Origin of the sequence: Collinsella sp. TM04-29, assembly GCF_003466565.1 — a bacterium.
Lineage (GTDB): Bacteria > Actinomycetota > Coriobacteriia > Coriobacteriales > Coriobacteriaceae > Collinsella.
Window position 1 is genome coordinate 540,994 of the sequence record NZ_QSPW01000001.1, and the last position, 16,863, is coordinate 557,856.

Here is a 16,863-nt window from a genome sequence, read left to right on the forward strand (position 1 = left end):
CAGGCACCCGACCTTGGCCTTCAAGCCGTCGCTCGCGTACCAAAGTACGCGTCGCTCCTCTTTCAGGTCAATCTCGGGCACCTGGAAAACCCGTTCTAAATGGACTTAAGGGTGAACCTATTTTGCCACTTTAGGCTTAAAGGTTCGTAGGCGCAGCGCATTGCTTACGACGCACACGCTCGACAGGCTCATGGCCGCGGCGCCGAACATCGGCGAGAGCTGCCAACCGGTGAGGGGGAAGAACACGCCTGCCGCCAGCGGAATGCCGATGCCGTTGTAGAACAGCGCCCAGAACAGGTCCTGCTTGATGTTGCGGATCGTGGCGCGCGAAAGCTCGATGGCGCGCGCAACATCCATGAGGTCGCTGCGCATGAGTACCACGTCGGCGCCCTCCTTGGCGATGTCGGCGCCGGTGCCGGTCGCAAGGCCCACGTCGGCGCGCGCCAGGGCGGGGGAGTCGTTGATGCCGTCGCCCACCATGGCGACCTTGCCGCCCGCATCCTGCAGTTCGCGCACGTGGCGTTCCTTGTCGGCGGGGAGGACGTCGGCGATGACCTGTTCGCTGGTGAGTCCCACGCGGCGGGCGATAGCCTCGGCCGTCACGCGGTTGTCGCCGGTGAGCATGCGCACGTCGACGCCGAGCTTGCGGAGCGCGGCGATGGCCCCGGCGCTCGTCTCTTTGACCTCGTCAGCCACGGCGATGGTGCCGACAAGCTCGCCGTTCTTGGCAAAGAACAGCGGTGTTTTGCCCTCGGCGGCAAATTGCTCGGTAAGACCCGCGGGCACGGTAACGCCCAACTCGTTCATCAGGCGTACGTTGCCGGCGGCGATGACATTCTGCCCCTCGCGCGCCGTTACGCCACGACCGGGCACGGCGGCAAAGTCCTCGACCATGCGCGCGACAATTCCGCGTGCCTCGCACTCGGCCATAATCGCCTCGGCCAGCGGGTGCTCGCTCGAGCGCTCCAACGCGGCGGCCAGCTTGAGCAGCGACTTTTCGCTCATGGCGGGCGAGCCGTCGGCGCGCACGGCAACCACAATGTCGGTCACGGCCGGCTTGCCGCGGGTGACGGTGCCGGTCTTATCGAGCACCACGGTGCCCACGTTGCGCAGATTCTCCAGCGCCTCGGCGCTCTTAAACAGAATGCCCATCTCGGCGCCCTTGCCGGTGCCCACCATAATGGCGACGGGCGTGGCCAGGCCGAGTGCGCACGGGCAGCTGATCACCAACACGGCCACGGCGGAGGTGAGCGCCTCGTTTATGCTGCCGGTCAGCGCCATCCATACCGCAAAGGTCACGGCCGAGATCACGAACACCACGGGCACAAACACGCCGGCGACCTTGTCGGCCAGGCGGGCGATGGGCGCCTTGGTGGCGTTGGCGTCCTCGACGAGCTGGATGATTTTGGCAAGCGACGTGTCGGCGCCCACGCGTGTGGCACGGAAGGTAAACGAACCGGTGCGGTTGACGGTGGCGGCGTTGACGGTGTCGCCGGCGGTCTTTTCCACGGGGATGGACTCGCCGGTGAGCGCACTCTCGTCCACGGCCGACGCGCCCTCGAGTACCACGCCGTCGACGGGGATAGACTCGCCGGGGCGCACGCGCAGGACCTGGCCGGGAAGGATACTGTCGACGTCCACCGTGGTCTCGGTGCTGTCATCGGCAACGACGGTCGCGGTCTTGGGCGCCAAGTCGATGAGCGCCTCGATGGCGCCGCCGGTCTTGGACTTGCTGCGCGTCTCGAGGTATTTGCCCACGGTGACGAGCGACAGAATCGTGCCCGCGCTCTCAAAATAGAGGTTGTCCATGCCCGTCATCATGGCCTCGTGCACCTGACCTGCGGCTAGCTGGTCGGCCATGATGAACATGGCGTAGAGCGACCAGGCAATGGAAGCGGTGGTGCCGACGGCGATGAGGGCGTCCATGGTGGGCGCGCCGTGCGCGAGCGACTTGAAGCCGTTGATAAAGTACGCGTCGTTGACGTAGACGATGGGGATGAGCAAGACGAGCTCGGTGAGGGCGAGCGTCATGCTGTGGGTGTGGTCGGTGAAGACGCCGGGCAGTGGCCAACCGAGCATGTGCCCCATGCCTATGTAGAACAGCGGGATGAGGAAGACGATTGAGACGATGAGGCGGGTGCGCATGGCAGAGGCGGCGGCCTCCAACTTTTTGGTCGGCGACTCCATATGGGCGGCGCCGGACCTGGCTTGCGTACTGCCGCTTTGGGCGGCGTCGGTGCCCGTGCTGACGGGTGAGGCCGAGTAGCCAGCGCGGTCGACGGCGGTGCAGATATCGTCGGGGGAGACCTGCGCAGGGTCGTAGTCCACCAGCATAGAGCCGGCGAGCAGATTGACCGCGACGCTCTCGACGCCGTCGAGCTTGCTCACGGCGCGGTCTACGTGCGCCTGGCAGGCGGCGCACGTCATGCCACCCACATCGAATTTATCTTGAGCCATGGCTTCTCCTTTCTGTAGTTTAGTGTTGGAATTGTTAACCAACCGATACTATACACCCATACCCCCTGGGGGTGTCTAGTAATAGTTGGAATGTATGACTTTTCATTACAGATGAGGGCGGCTGCTCAATCGTTGGCAGTCCCTGCCAAACATCTCAATCTGTAACATCTAGCAGGGAAAATGACCTCTAATTGTTATAGATCGAGATTTTGTTTTGCGAGGTTTGAGTTTGTCTCGATCTATAACAGCTGGACCGGTTTTTGCTGAGTATCTGTTACAGATTGAGACAATTGGCCCAGGTCCGCCCCGTCCGCCTCGTCATCTGTGGTTTACGTGGGGGCATACGGAGTGCGGGTATACTAACCGGCGGCGAATCTGCTCCATCGCTTAGAGCTGCTGCGTCTGGACGGCGCGTGATAGGGCTGCCAAAGCGATCGCCAGCGTGCTGAGCAACGTCCTCTCTGTGCGCACCTGTTTTTGTATGTATTAGCGCACTACCAAGCACGCCCGCGCGGCCGCATGCCGTGTCCATTGCGCGTGCAGATAAGGAACAACAACATATGCGTAATTCTGTATCCGACGTCACCGACGCCGAGATCCTGGACGAGACCCGTGAGGCCATGACCCAGGCTGCCTTCGATGCCGCCGATGAGGCCAATGCTGCCCAGGCCGTCGAGTCCGCTACCGAGAGCCTGCCCGCCTTTGACGAGCTGGGCCTTTCCGACGAGATGCTTCGTGCCATCGAGAACCTGGGCTACACGGCGCCGACGCCCGTGCAGGCCGGCTCGATCCCTGTGGTGCTCGAAGGCCGCGACCTGCTTGCCGCCGCTCAGACCGGCACCGGCAAGACGGCCGCCTTTTTGCTGCCGACCATGAACAATCTGGAGCACATCGCTCCGCCCAAACCCGTGCGTGAGCGCGGCGGCCGCAACCGCCGTCGCGGTGCCAAGAAGCCCGAGGGCAACGGCCGTGGCCCCGTGATGCTCGTCATCACCCCTACGCGCGAGCTTGCCCAGCAGATCGACGAGGTCGCGAGCAAAATCGCCGACGTCACGGGCCACGTTGCCGTGACTGTCGTGGGCGGCGTGAGCTACAAGCCGCAGACCGCGGCACTTAAGTACGGTTGCGATATCCTGGTTGCCACGCCGGGCCGTCTGGTCGATCTGATCGAGCAGGGCGCTTGCCACCTGGACGAGGTCAAGGTCCTGGTGCTCGACGAGGCCGACCGCATGCTCGACATGGGCTTTTTGCCCGCCGTCCGCCGCATTGTGCGCGAGACGCCGGCCGAGCGCCAGACGCTGCTGTTCTCGGCGACGCTCGACGAGGAGGCCGTGGGTGAGATCACCGACCTGGTGAGCGACCCGGCCCGCGTGGAGATCGCGCCCGCCACATCGACCGCCGACACCGTCGACCAGTTTGTGTTCCCGGTGTCCATCGAGGCCAAGAACAACTTGCTGTCCGAGTTCCTCAAGAAGGAGGGTCCGGAGCGCACCATCGTCTTTATGCGTACCAAGCATCGCGCCGACAGCTGCTGCCGTCGTCTGGAGCGTAAGGGCATCAAGGCCGCCGCGATTCACGGCAACCGCAGCCAGGCCCAGCGCGAGCGTGCCCTTTCGGCCTTCCGCGACGGCACCGTCGACGTGCTGGTGGCAACCGACGTGCTCGCCCGCGGCATCGACATTAGCGACGTGCGCTACGTTGTGAATTTTGACGTGCCGGCCGAGCCGACTGACTATATCCACCGCATTGGCCGTACGGGCCGCGCCGGCGAGCTGGGCTGGGCCATTACGTTTGTGACCGAGCAGGACGTGGACGAGTTCTACGAGATCGAGAAACTCATGGACAAGACGGCCGATATTTACGAAGCGGGCGACCTGCACGTGGGTCCCAACCCGCCCGCCGTTGACCCCGAGCGCGATCCTGCCGCCTTTAAGGTGAAGAAGAAGACCAAGCGCGGCAAGTCCAAGAGCAAGAAGAAACTCGAGCAAGCGCGTCGCGACGGCAAGCGCAACGGCGACGATTACGGCGATGTGGCCGGTCGTTCCAACCGCGGTCGCGATGAGCGTCGCGGCGACGGCGAGCGTCCGAGCCGTCCCAAGCGCGGCGGCAAGACCCGCGTGCGCGAGGGCGTTCAGGCTCGCGTGGACGAGGCTGTGGAGAGCGTGGCCCGCGAGGTAGCTGCCGAGGAGCGGGCCGGTGCTGTTGAGCAGGGACCGCGCGGCAACCGTGCCGAGCGTCGTGCCAAGCAGTTCCAGGGCGAGGCACACCGCCGTCGCCGTGAGGACGAGGACCGTGGCGGTCGTCGTCGTGTTGAGCGCGAGGACGAGGGCCGTGGTTCGCGCGGCGGCAAGCGCGGCTCGGGTGACCGTCGTCGCTCCGGTCGCGATGGCGAGCGCGGCGGGCGCGATGAGCGTCGCGGCGGCGAAGGCCGTGGTTCGGGTGACGAGCGTGGTACCCGCGGCGGCGAGTCCCGCGGCGGCAAGCGCTTTGACGAGCGCGGAGGCCGCGAGGGCGGCCGCGGTGGTGAGCGTCGCGAGGGCGCTCGTGGCAACGGTGGCCGCAGCGGCGCCGGTCGTTCGAATGAGTCGCGCGATTGTCGCGACCCGCGTGCCAGCCGCGATCGTCGCGATGACTGGCGCAACTACGACGACACCCGCGATGAGCGTCGTGGCGGCTATCGTGGCGGGCGTGGCGGCAACCAGGCCGGCTCCCGCGGCGGCCGTGCCGGCGGTCGCGATAATCGTGGCAGCTATGGCAACAGCCGTGGCGGCAAGCGCGGTGGCAGCTCCCGTCGCCCCGGCGACGGCGGCGGCAAGCGCAAGTAGCATACGCGTTGCGCGGTAAGGCGAGATGAGTTTGGGCCCCGAGCAGACTATGCTCGGGGCCCTTTTTGGTGCAAAGTAACCTGTCCCCAATGCACCAAACAAGAATCGTCCCCAAGTGCTGCCTAAATACCGTTTATCGGAGAATAAATACCGTTCACCGGTCATAATGATTGTTCTGGCTTTGGGCTTATCTACAATAGGTCCCGTAAAAAGAAATGCGGAAGGTTACCGAGTCCCTCGGACGTGGGCCTAACCAAAGTCTTTGAACGGGTGTGTCTCTATGGATGCATTCGCTTGATTTTGGTTGGGCTATATTTATGAAGGGACATGCCACCATGGGTTTCTTTTCTCGCCTGATGGGCGGTTCGGATGAGCAGAAGACTGCAGCTTCCGAGTTCGAAATCCTCGCTCCCGTTTCCGGCGAGCTTGTTCATCTAGAAAATACCAATGACCCCGCTTTTAGCAGCCGTGCCGTGGGCGATGGCGTTGCCGTGGTTCCCCAAGAGGGAACGGTGTGCGCTCCTGTTTCCGGTACCGTCGCGGCGCTGTTCCCGACCGAGCATGCACTGGGCATCATGTCCGACGACAGCTCTGCTCAGGTGATGCTGCATATCGGAATCGACACTGTTAAACTTGAGGGCAAGGGCTTCCATGCGCTTGTTGCCCAGGGTGACCATGTCGACGCGGGCCAGCCCCTCGTTGAGGTCGATTTTGACGCGGTCCGCGCCGCCGGCTTCGATCCCACGGTCTTCGTTATTGTATGCGAGCGTTCGGAGAACTCGACTCTTCGTGAGCATGCTTCCGGCCCTGTTGCTGTTAAAGAGCCTGTCGTCTGGCTTTCCGAGTAAATTCTTGTGGTGGGTACCGTGGTTATCAAGCGAGTTTTCAACAATAACGTCGCAATGGTCACTTCGGACGATGGCTCCGAGCTTATTGTCATCGGTCGAGGCCTCTGCTTTGGCCGTCATGCCGGCGACGCTATCGATGAAGCATCGGTCGAAAAGACCTATGCGCTGCAGGAGGGCACTTCTCAGGATTCGCGTACGATTGACCGCTTGGCACATCTTTTGGAGTCCATTCCCACCGTCAACCTCGTGATTGCCGAGGACATTGTTCAGATGCTCCGTCGAGAGCTCAATGTTGATGTCAACGACAAGATTCTCATTGCTCTTGCAGACCATATCAGCCTTGCTTTGGAGCGCGAGCGCAAGGGCGTCTCCTGCGAGAATCCGTTGCTGCTCGAGATCCAGCAGTTCTATCGCAAGGAGTATGCGCTTGCGGGCCGTGCGCTGCAGATTGTCAAGGAGTATATGGGCTTCCAGATGAGCGAAGAAGAGCAGGGTTTTATTACGCTGCATATCGTCAACGCCACCATGCCGCAACGCTCCGACCGTCTCATCATCTCGGTCCAGCTTGTTCGCGACGTGCTCGCGATTGTTTCCGAGCGCTATGCCACGACCCTCGATGACACCTCGCTGCCTTACGAACGTTTCGTTCGTCACCTGCAGTTTTTCGCGCAGCGAGCGCTCGATCCTGCGGCCGGGCAAATCAATGGTGACGCGCTGTTCCGAATCGATGAAACGGTGTACCCGTGCGCATTCTCGTGCGCGGACGCCATAGCCGCCCACTTGTCGTCTACCTATAACGTTGTCGTTACCAATGCCGAGAAGAGTTATCTCGCTTACCACATTGTTAACCTGCTTGGAGAACCTGGTCTCTAGGCATAACGTGCCCACACATCGATTGATATGAGGCAGGGCTTATGGCCTTGTCCAGGGCACATCTGTCTTAATTTGCGGAAAAGGAAGGGGAGTACCGCTATGACCGCAAAAAAGAAGTTCAATTTCAAAGCGCCGTTGGAGGTGTTCGCGAAGTCGATCGTTCAGCCGATGATGTATCTCTCGGTTGCCGGCATTCTGCTCATCGTGGGCATTATTCTGACCAACAAGACCATTTGCGCCTTGATCCCCGTACTGGGCTCCGGTCCGTTCCAGCTTGTGGGCGCCGTTGTCTATCAGTCGCTGATGTTTATCATCAACAATCTCTCGATTCTGTTCTGCGTGGGCATCGCCGGCGCCATGGCAAAGAAGAACAAGGGCCATGCTTCGCTGATCGCCCTGATGTCGTTCTTCCTGTTCCTGCAGGCTAACAACATCGTGCTCAACGCCACCGGCGCTCTTGCCGAAGCGAGCGGCATGCTCGGTCTTACCGGAACCGGCCAGAGCACCGTTATGGGCATTCAGGTGCTCGATACCGGCGTGTTTGGCGGCATCATTCTTGGTTGCATCACCGGTGCCGTGTTCAACAAGTACTCGAACAAGCAGTTCCCCATTGCTCTTTCGATGTTCTCGGGCGTTCGCTTCCCGTTCCTGATCATGATCATCATCTCCTGGATCATGGGCGCTGGCTTCTGCATCGTTTGGCCTCCGGTTCAGGGTGCCATCTCCTCCGTTGCCGGCATCATTAAGGAGTCGGGCAACATCGGTCTGTTCATCTACGGCATGCTCAACAAGCTGCTCGTTCCCACCGGTCTGCACCACCTCATCTACACCCCGTTCCAGTTCTCCGATGTGGGTGGCACCCTGACGCTGGGTGATCAGGTTATCGCCGGCGCCTATCCCATCCGTGTCGCCGAGATGGCAATGACGGGCCAGCCCTTCTCTGATAGCACCTACTTCAACAGCTACACCTTCAACAACCTGTGGCCCTACATCGGTATCGGTCTCGCCTTTATCTTCACCGCTTACAAGGGGAACAAGGATAAGACCAAGGCCGTTATCATCCCGCTGATCATCACCGCCGTGCTCTCCTGTGTCACCGAGCCCATGGACTTCCTCTTTGTCTTTGCCGCTCCCGTGCTCTTTGTCGTTCACTCGGTTCTTTCCGGTATCTTCCTGGTCCTGCTCAAGGTCCTCTCCGTGCCCGCTTCGACGGCAGGCGGCATCATCAACATCGTGGTTTCCAACCTGGTTCTTGGTGTCGATAAGACCAACTGGCCGATGATGCTCGTGCTCGGAGTCGTCAACGCCGCTCTGTACTTCTTCCTCTTCACCTTCCTTATCAAGAAGCTCAACCTCCACACGCCTGGTCGCGAGGAAGAGTCCGAGCTTGCTGAGTCCGTTGCCGAGGGCGAGGCCGCCGCGTCTGTCGCGGTGAAGCAGGGCGCTGTTGCCGCGGCCCCCGCAGAGGGCGTCGATGCAGGTATTGCCGACCTGGTCGCAGGTCTTGGCGGCAAGGACAACATCGAGGAGCTCGAGAACTGCTTTACACGTCTTCGCGTGAACGTTAAGAACCCGGACCTCATCGATGAGAACCTCATCAACCACGTGCCCAACAGCGGCATCAACCGCAACGGCAACAATATCCAGATCATCTTTGGCATGAAGGTCGCCGAGATGCGCGACAAGGTCGAAAACGCAATTGAGAAGGAGCAGTAAACAATGATCATTACTCTGTGTGGTGGCGGATCCACCTTTACCCCCGGCATCGTCAAGTCCATTGCCCTGCGCAAGGACGAGCTCGACGTTGACGAGATTCGTCTGTACGACATCAACGAGGAGCGCCAGCGCAAGATCGGCGTGCTCGTGGACTGGATTCTGCACGAGGACCTCGGCCTGGACATCAAGCTCACGGTGACCACCGACAAAAAGACGGCTTTTACCGACGCGAGCTTCGTGTTTGCCCAGATGCGCGTGGGCGGCTATGCCATGCGCGAGCAGGACGAGAAGATTCCGCTGCGTCACGGCTGCGTGGGTCAGGAGACCTGCGGTTGCGGCGGCCTTGCCTACGGCATGCGCACCATCTTCCCCATGGTCGAGCTGATCGATGACGTCGAGAAGTACGCCAAGAAGGACTACTGGATTCTCAACTACTCCAACCCTGCTGCCATCGTCTCCGAGGGCTGCCGTGTGCTGCGTCCCAACGCTCGCATCATCAACATCTGCGACATGCCGATCGCGATCATCGACGTGGTTTGCGCCGCACTCGATATCGACAAGAAGGATGTCGAGTACGATTACTTTGGCCTCAACCACTTTGGCTGGTTCACCTCGATTCGCCACAAGGGCGAGGAGGTGCTCCCGCAGCTGCGCGAGTACATCAAGGAGCACGAGATTCTGCTGCCCGATTCGTACCTCAAGGGCATGGGCTCGCTGATGTCCAAGAAGCCCGAGGAGGCCACTGACGAGCACCCCGAGCAGAACCGCCACACCAAGGGCAGCTGGTACTACGTCTGGAAGGGCGAGTACGAGATCATGGAGTGCTTCCCGGAGTACCTGCCTAACACGTATCTGAACTACTACCTGCAGCAGAAGGAGTTCGTCGAGCATTCCAACCCCGAGCGCACCCGTGCGAATGAGGTTGAGGAGACGCGCGAGAAGAACCTCTTCGACGGCATCGACCACTACGAGAAGACCGGCGAGATCGACGAGAGCACGTTCTATGCGGGCAGCCACGGCGACTGGATTGCCGACCTGGCTATCGCTCTGAAGAACGATACCAAGCAGCGCTTCCTGGTCATTTGCGAGAACAAGGGCGCTATCCCCAACATGCCCTACGACGCCATGGTCGAGCTGCCTGCCTACATTGGCAAGAACGGCCCTGAGGTCATCAGCCGCGACAACATTCCGCTGTTCCAGCAGGGTCTTATGATGCAGCAGCTGAACTCCGAGAAGCTCGTGGTCGAGGCCACGATCGAGGGTTCTTACGAGAAGGCGCTCAAGGCCTTTACGCTCAACAAGACCGTGCCTTCGATGAAGGTCGCCAAGGAGGTTCTCGACGACATGATCGAGGCCAACAAGGACTTCTGGCCCGAGCTTAAGTAAAAGCAACAGGGTCGCTGGCCGCATACCATGAGCAATGCCCCGTCCACGTGATTGCGTGGGCGGGGCATTGTCATTTGGTAACGCGTTTTATCAAATATGGCATTTATCTGCGGTAAAGGTGTTTAGCACCGCTGAGGGCCGCGTTTTATACCGCCTGCCGAACTGTGTTGTTGCCAAACAACTTATTAGGCCAGTGTGTTGCATGTAGCATTTTCGCCCGGCCTCGCCTCCGGGCTGCCATGTGAGAGGGGATCTTATGGCACGACTGCATGTAATGGAGCGCAGCCACGCCCAGGCCGTTATGGACGACCTGCATGATGCGCTTGGACGTCGTCTGGCGGTGAGCTCGCTTGCCCCGTGCCCCGTCGAGTTTACGGCGGCGCTCGTCAACCTGTGCTCCACCCAGAGCTGCGGCAAGTGCACACCCTGTCGTGTGGGCCTGAGCGCGCTGAGCGACCTGCTCGCCGACGTGCTCGAAGGACGCGCCGGCGATTCCACGCTCAACCTCATCGAGCGTACGGCCCGCACCATCTATCTTTCGAGCGATTGCGCCATCGGCTACGAGGCTGGTGCCATGGCGCTCACCGCCATTCGCGGCTTCCGCGACGACTTTGAGCACCACATCCGCGAGCATTCCTGCGGCTTTGATCGCGAGGCGCGCGTTCCGTGCGTCTCGGGCTGCCCGGCGCACGTCGACATCCCCGGGTACATCTCGCTCGTCGAGGCAGGCCGGTATGCCGACGCCGTCAAGGTCATCCGCAAGAACAACCCACTGCCGCTCGTCTGCGGCTTGGTGTGCGAGCATCCCTGCGAGATGCATTGCCGCCGCGGCATGGTCGACGACCCCATGAACATCCTCGCCCTCAAGCGTTTTGCCGTCGAGCATAGTGACCTCAACGACCACAAGCCGCATGTCGTGGACAATACCGGCAAGCGTGTCGCTGTGGTCGGCGGCGGCCCGGCTGGCCTCTCCTGCGCCTATTATCTGGCCGTGATGGGCCATAAGGTGACGATTTTTGAGCAGCGTCACCACCTGGGTGGCATGCTACGCTACGGTATCCCCAGTTATCGTCTGCCGCGTGAGCGCCTGCAGGCCGAGATTGACTGGATCTTGAGCGCCGGCATCGACGTTGAGCTCGATCACTCCGTCAACGGCGAGGAGCTTGCCCGCCTGCGTGACGAGTTCGATGCCGTCTACCTGGCCATCGGTGCCCATAGCGACAAGAAGCTCGGCCTTCCGGGCGAAGAGGCGCCCGGCGTGGAGTCGGCCGTCAAGATGCTGCGCGCCATCGGTGACGACGAGCTGCCCGACCTGAGCGGCCAGCGCGTGTGCGTCATCGGCGGCGGCAACGTGGCCATGGACGTGGCTCGCTCTGCCGTGCGCTGCGGTGCCGAAAAGGTGAGCATCGTCTACCGCCGCCGCATCTGCGATATGACGGCTCAGGACGCCGAGATTGCCGGTGCCCAGGCCGAGGGCTGCGAGGTGCTGGAGCTGACGGCGCCGCTCGCCATCGAGACGGGCGAGGACGGTCGCGTGAGCGGCCTGCGCGTGCAGCCGCAGATTATCGGCGAGCCCCGTCGCGGTCGTCCGGCCCCGCGTGCCGCCGCGACGCCCGAGCGCGTCATTCCCTGCGAGCGCGTGTTCGTGGCCATTGGCCAGGACATCGATTCCAAGCCGTTTGAGGACATGGGTATCGCCTGCAAGTGGGGCTGCGTCATCACCGACTCGGACGGCGCCGTGCCCAACTTCGATGGCCTCTTTAGCGGCGGCGACTGTCAGACCGGCCCCGCCACCGTTATCCGCGCCATCAACGCCGGCCGCGTGGCCTCGGCAAATATTGACCGTTATCTGGGCTTTGATCATAAGATCAAACTCGAAGTCGAGCTGCCGACCGTCCAGTTTAAGGGCAAGCACGAGTGCGGCCGCTGCGAGCTGGGCGAGCGTGAGGCCGGCGAGCGTATCCACGATTGGAATCTGGTCGAGCAAGGTCTTACCGAGCAGGAGGCGCGCCAGGAGGCGAGCCGCTGCCTGCGTTGCGATCACTTTGGCTTTGGCGCGTTCCGCGGAGGGAGGAACTTGGAATGGTAGAGCCCAACAAAACCACCGTCAGCGACAACACCGAAAACGGAGCGCACAACATGGTCAGGCTCATTATCGATAACTGCGAAGTCGTGGTGCCCGAGCACACCACGATCCTGGACGCAGCCAAGTCCGTCGGTATCCAGATTCCCACCCTGTGCTATCTGCGCGATCTGAACGAGATCGGCGGCTGCCGCGTGTGCGTGGTCGAGGTTGAGGGCTGCGACCAACTGGTTGCCGCCTGCAACAACTACGTGCTCGACGGCATGGTGGTCTACACCAACAGCCCCAAGGCGCGCGAGGCCCGTCGCACTAACGTTCAGCTGCTCCTGTCGCAGCACGACGCGCAGTGCGCGAGCTGCGTGCGCAGCGGCAACTGCAACCTGCAGACGATTGCCAACGACCTGGGCATTTTCTATCTGCCGTATCAAAAGCACCTGGCGCGCGAGGCGTGGGACTTCGACCTTCCCATCATTCGCGACAACGACAAGTGCATTAAATGCATGCGCTGCATCAAGGTGTGCGAGAGCGTCCAGGGCCTGGGGATTTGGGACCTGACCAACCGCGCCACGCATACCGCCGTGGGCACCCGCGGGCGTGCGCCGATCGGCAAGACCGATTGCGTCGCATGCGGCCAGTGCATCACGCATTGCCCGACGGGCGCGCTGCGCGAGCGCGACGACACCGAGACCGTGTTCGACGCTCTCGCCGATCCCAATAAGATCGTGCTGGTGCAGATTGCGCCGGCCGTGCGTAGCGCTTGGGGCGAGGAGCTTGGCATTCCGCGTGAGGAGGCCACCGTTGAGCGCCTGGCCTGCGCGCTGCGCCGCGTGGGCTTTGAGTACGTGTTCGATACCGATTTCTCGGCCGACCTCACCATTATGGAGGAGGGCTCCGAGCTGATCGAGCGCCTGGGCGCCGCCGCCAAGGGCGAGGGCTATAGCCGCGGCTGGCCCATGTTCACGAGCTGCTGCCCGGGCTGGGTGCGCTTTGTGAAGGCACGTTACCCCGAGTTTGTCGACAGCCTGTCCACGTCAAAGTCGCCGCAGCAGATGTTCGGCGCCATCGCCAAGACCTACTACGCCAAGGTGCTGGGCGTGGAGCCCGAGCGTCTGTTCGTGGTGTCCGTTATGCCGTGCACGGCCAAGAAGGCCGAGTGTGCGCTGCCGAGCATGATGGGCGAGGACGGTACGCCCGACGTTGACGTTGCGCTGACGGTACGCGAGATGGTGCGCATGATCCGCGCGAGCCACGTGAGCGTTGATACGCTGGTCGAGGAGCCGCTCGATACGCCGCTGGGCTTTGGCACGGGCGCAGGTGTGATCTTTGGCGCCACGGGCGGCGTGATGGAGGCCGCCGTGCGCTCGGCCTATTACCTGGTGACGGGCGAGAATCCCGACGCCGACTTCTTTACCGACGTGCGTGGCCTGGACGGCTGGAAGGAAGCCGTGGCCGATATCGATGGCACCAAGGTGCGCGTCGCCGTGGCGCACGGGCTGGGCAACGCCGCCCGCCTGCTCGACGCGATTCGCGCCGGCCGCGTGAGCTATGACTTCGTTGAGGTCATGGCGTGCCCGGGCGGCTGCGTCGGTGGCGGCGGCCAGCCCATCCATGACGGCTGCGAGCTGGCGGAAGAGCGCGGCCAGGTGCTCTGGGGCCTCGATGCGGCGGCCGACATTCGCTTCTCGCACGAGAACCCCGATGTTCAGGTATGCTATCGCGAGTTCTTGGGTGCGCCGCCCTCGCCGCTGGCCGAGGAATTGCTGCATACCGATCATCACGCATGGACGATGCCTAACGAGGGGACGTGCTAGCGATGCGCGCGTTTGATTTTGAAATGTCGCGCCGGGGGTTTGCCTCGGCGCTCGCCGCGGGCGCCCTGTCACTTGCGCTCGCGGGCTGTGGCGGCGGGGGTGCCGGTGCCGGGTCCGCCGCGGGCTCGGCTGCCACGGACGGCGCCGGTGCTGCCGCAGAGCCGGTCGAGGTGCACGTCGCCTCGCTCAAGGGGCCAACCTCGATTGGTCTGGTGCAGTTTATGGACCGGGCGGCCGATGGCGAGACGGACAATGAGTTCGACTTTGCGATCAATACTGCCGCCGATGAGATTGTGCCCAAGGTCATTCAGGGCGATATCGACATTGCCCTGGTGCCCGCCAACGTGGCGAGTGTGCTCTACAACAAGACCGAGGGCGCGGTGCAGGTCATCGACATCAACACGCTGGGCGTGCTGAATGTGGTGACGGGCGACGCGAGTGTGGCCTCGTTTGGCGATCTGGCGGGCCATACCGTCTATATGACGGGCAAGGGCACCACGCCGGAGTACGTCATGAACTACCTGCTGGAGCGCGCAGGCCTGACCGGCCAGGTGACGCTCGAGTTTAAGAGCGAGCCCACCGAGGTGCTGTCGGCCCTGCTTGCCGATTCGTCTGCCGTGGGCGTGCTGCCGGAGCCGTTCAAGACCGCTGCCATCGCCAAGAGCGAAGGCAAGCTGTCGGCGCCGGTGAGCCTGACCGATGCGTGGGACGAACTGGCGGGTGACACGGACTCCCGTTTGCTGACGGGCGTGACCGTGGTGCGCCGTGCCTTTGCCGAGGAACATCCCGAGGCCGTGGCGGAGTTCTTGAGCTGCCATGCGGCGAGCGTTAAGGCTGTCAATGCGGCGCCGGCAGACTGGGCGCAGGCCGTGGCCGATGCCGGCATCGTGGACAACGCCAAGATCGCCGAGAAGGCGATTCCCGGGTGCATGCTTGTCTGCCAGACGGGCAAGGATATGAAGGCGGCGCTTAGCGGGTATCTGCAGGTGCTGTCCGACGCGGACGCGAGCGCCGTGGGTGGTAAACTTCCGGCTGACGATTTCTACTACTTGGAGTAGCCCGTGCGTGCGTTTGCTCGACAAATGACAGAGCGTATGAAGGCGGTGGCGGCAGCAGGTGCCGTCGCCGCCTTTTGGCTTGCCGCGTGGATGCTGGTGGCGGCGCTGGTGGCGCAGCCGTTGATTTTGCCGGGGCCGGGCGCCGTCGTGGTGGCGTTGCTGCGACTGGTATGCGATGCCAGCACATGGGCGATTCTGGCAGGCTCGGGTGCGCGTATCTTGGGCGGGCTGGCGCTTGCCGCGGTGTGCGGCGGCGTACTGGCGGGAGTCTCGGTGCGATCGCTGACGTTTGCCCGCTTGGTGGCGCCGGCGCTTTCGTTTGTTAAGGCGACACCGGTTGCCTGCGTGGTGGTCCTGCTGCTCATTTGGTTGGGGTCGGCGCGCGTGAGCATTGCAGCGGTCTTTTTGATGGCTCTGCCGGGCGTGTATTTTTCGTTGGTCGAGGGCTTGATGCAAGCGGATAAACCGCTGGAGCAGATGTTTCGTCTGCATGGCGTGCGGGGCTGGCGACTGTTTTGTGCCCACACCTGGCGCGAAGTCCTGCCGTTTGTGCTTTCGTGTGCCCGCGCCGTGATTGGCATGAGCTGGAAGGCCGGTGTGGCGGCGGAGCTGATCGGCATGGCGACGGGCACCGTGGGCGAGCGCATCTATCAGGCGAAGCTTTTGATTGAGACTGCCGATTTGCTGGCCTGGACCGTGCTGGTTGTTATGGCTTCGTGGGCATGCGAGCGCGTGCTGGTGTGGCTGCTGCGGGCTTCGGGGCCAGCGGCGTGGCGTGCGGCGGTGCTGTCGCATGGACGCGGCTTGCACGGGCGTGCGGGCGGTTCTGCTGGCGGCGGGGTTGCGGCGGAGCTTGCGCTTGCTGCGGGCGATTGTGCGCCCTGGGCGCCGGCGCTCGACGGTCTGGTGCTCAACGTGCCCGCGGGCGGGCGTATCTGTGTGATGGGTGCTTCGGGCATGGGCAAGTCGACGCTGCTTTCGTTGGCAGCGGGGGAGTGCGCGCCGTGCTCGATGGTGTTTCAGGACGCGCGCTTGGTCGAGTCCGCCTCGGCGCTGGATAACGTGCTGGTGTGCGCCGATGCGCGTGCGGATGCTTCGAGCGCCGCGGCATTGCTGCGCCTGCTGGTGCCGGGAATCGATGTGAATGCGTGCATGGCCGAGCTTTCGGGCGGGCAACGCCGTCGCGTCGAGATTGCCCGCGCCCTGCTGTGCCCAGGCGATGCGGTGATTCTGGACGAGCCCTTTACCGGTCTAGATACCGCTGCGCGCGACGCATGCGCCGAGGTCGTGCTCGACTTGCTCGACGGTCGCATGCTGCTGCTCGCCACGCACGATGCCGCCGACGCTCAGGCTCTCGATATCTCTGACATCATCACGCTCTAAATACTAATTCAGCAACAAAATGATCCGTTTTCCTCCGTCCCCATGGGGTCGGCTGTGGTATTCTATCTGCGGGGTAATACTTAGGAATACCAAGTAATACCAACGCCGCAGAAACAAACTCCAGATGCGGGCCAATCGGGTTGCCTTCACAGCCCGTCGCCCAGCCGCGTGGCCCGCATCTATCCGCACCACCGTCGTTTCAAAAAGGAAGCGCCATGGCAGAACACATGACCCCGGTTGTCGCGAAGGTCTTGCCCGAGGAAAAGGCGGCCTTCGCGGCGGCAACCCAGCTCGTGGGCACCACACCGTCCAACGCCATCCGCATGTTTATCGCCGCGTTTAATCGCTGCGGCACCTTTCCGTTCGACATTTCGCCCAACGGGGCCTTTGGCACTGCGCCTGATTCTCATCAATAAGTGATCC

11 protein-coding genes are annotated in these 16,863 nt (G+C 62.5%); 10 read left to right on the forward strand and 1 reads right to left on the reverse strand.

Annotated elements, in window-relative coordinates:
* Positions 1-117: 117 nt before the first annotated feature.
* Entirely contained in the window at positions 118-2,457 is a 2,340-nt protein-coding gene (locus tag DXD39_RS02485; protein WP_117803011.1) for a cation-translocating P-type ATPase, read from the reverse strand.
* Positions 2,458-3,017: 560 nt separating this feature from the next.
* Here DXD39_RS02485 and DXD39_RS02490 point away from each other — a divergent pair.
* From DXD39_RS02490 to DXD39_RS02535, 10 genes are all read left to right on the forward strand, one after another.
* Complete coding sequence (locus DXD39_RS02490) at positions 3,018-5,282, forward strand: DEAD/DEAH box helicase (protein ID WP_117803012.1); 2,265 nt, start codon at positions 3,018-3,020, stop codon at positions 5,280-5,282.
* Positions 5,283-5,617: 335 nt separating this feature from the next.
* The gene (locus DXD39_RS02495; protein ID WP_158549076.1) at positions 5,618-6,130 is read left to right on the forward strand and encodes a PTS glucose transporter subunit IIA; all 513 of its coding nucleotides are present in this window, start codon (positions 5,618-5,620) and stop codon (positions 6,128-6,130) included.
* Positions 6,131-6,148: 18 nt separating this feature from the next.
* Positions 6,149-7,003, forward strand: a complete 855-nt coding sequence (locus tag DXD39_RS02500; RefSeq protein WP_233544294.1) for a PRD domain-containing protein — start codon at positions 6,149-6,151, stop codon at positions 7,001-7,003.
* A 99-nt stretch (positions 7,004-7,102) separates the two neighbouring features.
* Positions 7,103-8,719, forward strand: a complete 1,617-nt coding sequence (locus DXD39_RS02505; protein WP_117803013.1) for a PTS transporter subunit EIIC — start codon at positions 7,103-7,105, stop codon at positions 8,717-8,719.
* A 3-nt stretch (positions 8,720-8,722) separates the two neighbouring features.
* Positions 8,723-10,105 carry a 6-phospho-alpha-glucosidase gene (locus DXD39_RS02510; RefSeq protein WP_117803014.1) on the forward strand — a complete coding sequence of 461 codons (1,383 nt, stop codon included), beginning with the start codon at positions 8,723-8,725 and terminating at the stop codon, positions 10,103-10,105.
* 256 nt (positions 10,106-10,361) lie between these two features.
* Positions 10,362-12,194 (forward strand): NAD(P)-binding protein, encoded by a 1,833-nt coding sequence (locus DXD39_RS02515; protein WP_117803015.1) that lies wholly within the window; start codon positions 10,362-10,364, stop codon positions 12,192-12,194.
* A gap of 50 nt (positions 12,195-12,244) precedes the next feature.
* Entirely contained in the window at positions 12,245-13,999 is a 1,755-nt protein-coding gene (locus tag DXD39_RS02520; RefSeq protein WP_117803396.1) for a [FeFe] hydrogenase, group A, read from the forward strand.
* A gap of 2 nt (positions 14,000-14,001) precedes the next feature.
* Positions 14,002-15,057 carry an ABC transporter substrate-binding protein gene (locus DXD39_RS02525; protein WP_117803016.1) on the forward strand — a complete coding sequence of 352 codons (1,056 nt, stop codon included), beginning with the start codon at positions 14,002-14,004 and terminating at the stop codon, positions 15,055-15,057.
* A 24-nt stretch (positions 15,058-15,081) separates the two neighbouring features.
* The gene (locus DXD39_RS02530) at positions 15,082-16,440 is read left to right on the forward strand and encodes an ATP-binding cassette domain-containing protein (RefSeq protein ID WP_117803017.1); all 1,359 of its coding nucleotides are present in this window, start codon (positions 15,082-15,084) and stop codon (positions 16,438-16,440) included.
* A gap of 215 nt (positions 16,441-16,655) precedes the next feature.
* Entirely contained in the window at positions 16,656-16,856 is a 201-nt protein-coding gene (locus DXD39_RS02535; protein ID WP_117583961.1) for a hypothetical protein, read from the forward strand.
* Positions 16,857-16,863 lie beyond the last annotated feature (7 nt).